1 rRNA gene is annotated in these 2,569 nt (G+C 53.1%); it reads left to right on the plus strand.

The window, feature by feature from the left end:
• Nucleotides 1–2,544, plus strand: a 23S ribosomal RNA gene (locus RN02_RS22680); the annotation flags it as partial.
• Nucleotides 2,545–2,569: the final 25 nt, after the last annotated feature.

Raw genomic sequence — 2,569 nt, forward strand, 5'->3', positions numbered from 1 at the left:
CAGGAAGTGAAATCGAGTAGGACGGCGCACGTGAAACGTTGTCTGAACATGGGGGGACCATCCTCCAAGGCTAAATACTACTGACTGACCGATAGTGAACCAGTACCGTGAGGGAAAGGCGAAAAGAACCCCGGAGAGGGGAGTGAAATAGAACCTGAAACCGTATGCGTACAAGCAGTGGGAGCCCACTTGTTGGGTGACTGCGTACCTTTTGTATAATGGGTCAGCGACTTATATTCAGTGGCGAGCTTAACCGAATAGGGGAGGCGTAGCGAAAGCGAGTCTTAATAGGGCGTTTAGTCGCTGGGTATAGACCCGAAACCGGGCGATCTATCCATGAGCAGGTTGAAGGTTAGGTAACACTGACTGGAGGACCGAACCCACTCCCGTTGAAAAGGTAGGGGATGACTTGTGGATCGGAGTGAAAGGCTAATCAAGCTCGGAGATAGCTGGTTCTCCTCGAAAGCTATTTAGGTAGCGCCTCACGTATCACTCCAGGGGGTAGAGCACTGTTTCGGCTAGGGGGTCATCCCGACTTACCAAACCGATGCAAACTCCGAATACCTGGAAGTGTCAGCGTGGGAGACACACGGCGGGTGCTAACGTCCGTCGTGAAAAGGGAAACAACCCAGACCGTCAGCTAAGGTCCCAAAGTTGTGGTTAAGTGGTAAACGATGTGGGAAGGCTTAGACAGCTAGGAGGTTGGCTTAGAAGCAGCCACCCTTTAAAGAAAGCGTAATAGCTCACTAGTCGAGTCGGCCTGCGCGGAAGATGTAACGGGGCTCAAACCACACACCGAAGCTACGGGTGCATCGCAAGATGCGCGGTAGAGGAGCGTTCTGTAAGCCTGTGAAGGTGAGTTGAGAAGCTTGCTGGAGGTATCAGAAGTGCGAATGCTGACATGAGTAACGACAATGGGAGTGAAAAACTCCCACGCCGAAAGACCAAGGGTTCCTGCGCAACGTTAATCGACGCAGGGTTAGTCGGCCCCTAAGGCGAGGCAGAAATGCGTAGTCGATGGGAAACAGGTTAATATTCCTGTACTTCTAGTTACTGCGATGGAGGGACGGAGAAGGCTAGGCCAGCTTGGCGTTGGTTGTCCAAGTTTAAGGTTGTAGGCTGGGCACTTAGGCAAATCCGGGTGTTCAAGGCCGAGAGCTGATGACGAGCTTTCTTTTAGAGAGCGAAGTGGTTGATGCCATGCTTCCAGGAAAAGCTTCTAAGCTTCAGGTAACTAGGAACCGTACCCGAAACCGACACAGGTGGTCGGGTAGAGAATACCAAGGCGCTTGAGAGAACTCGGGTGAAGGAACTAGGCAAAATGGCACCGTAACTTCGGGAGAAGGTGCGCCGGTGAGGGTGAAGTATTTACTGCGTAAGCCCACGCCGGTCGAAGATACCAGGCCGCTGCGACTGTTTATTAAAAACACAGCACTCTGCAAACACGAAAGTGGACGTATAGGGTGTGACGCCTGCCCGGTGCCGGAAGGTTAATTGATGGGGTTAGCGAAAGCGAAGCTCTTGATCGAAGCCCCGGTAAACGGCGGCCGTAACTATAACGGTCCTAAGGTAGCGAAATTCCTTGTCGGGTAAGTTCCGACCTGCACGAATGGCGTAACGATGGCGGCGCTGTCTCCACCCGAGACTCAGTGAAATTGAAATCGCTGTGAAGATGCAGTGTATCCGCGGCTAGACGGAAAGACCCCGTGAACCTTTACTGTAGCTTTGCACTGGACTTTGAGCCTGCTTGTGTAGGATAGGTGGGAGGCTTTGAAGCGTGGACGCCAGTTCGCGTGGAGCCAACCTTGAAATACCACCCTGGCATGCTTGAGGTTCTAACTCTGGTCCGTGATCCGGATCGAGGACAGTGTATGGTGGGCAGTTTGACTGGGGCGGTCTCCTCCTAAAGAGTAACGGAGGAGTACGAAGGTGCGCTCAGACCGGTCGGAAATCGGTCGCAGAGTATAAAGGCAAAAGCGCGCTTGACTGCGAGACAGACACGTCGAGCAGGTACGAAAGTAGGTCTTAGTGATCCGGTGGTTCTGTATGGAAGGGCCATCGCTCAACGGATAAAAGGTACTCCGGGGATAACAGGCTGATACCGCCCAAGAGTTCATATCGACGGCGGTGTTTGGCACCTCGATGTCGGCTCATCACATCCTGGGGCTGAAGCCGGTCCCAAGGGTATGGCTGTTCGCCATTTAAAGTGGTACGCGAGCTGGGTTTAGAACGTCGTGAGACAGTTCGGTCCCTATCTGCCGTGGACGTTTGAGATTTGAGAGGGGCTGCTCCTAGTACGAGAGGACCGGAGTGGACGAACCTCTGGTGTTCCGGTTGTCACGCCAGTGGCACTGCCGGGTAGCTATGTTCGGAATAGATAACCGCTGAAAGCATCTAAGCGGGAAACTAGCCTCAAGATGAGATCTCACTGGGAACTTGATTCCCCTGAAGGGCCGTCGAAGACTACGACGTTGATAGGTCGGGTGTGTAAGCGCTGTGAGGCGTTGAGCTAACCGATACTAATTGCCCGTGAGGCTTGACCATATAACACCCAAACAATTTGTGTGTT

Origin of the sequence: Pseudomonas sp. PI1, from assembly GCF_000812405.1 — a bacterium.
Taxonomy (GTDB): domain Bacteria; phylum Pseudomonadota; class Gammaproteobacteria; order Pseudomonadales; family Pseudomonadaceae; genus Pseudomonas; species Pseudomonas citronellolis.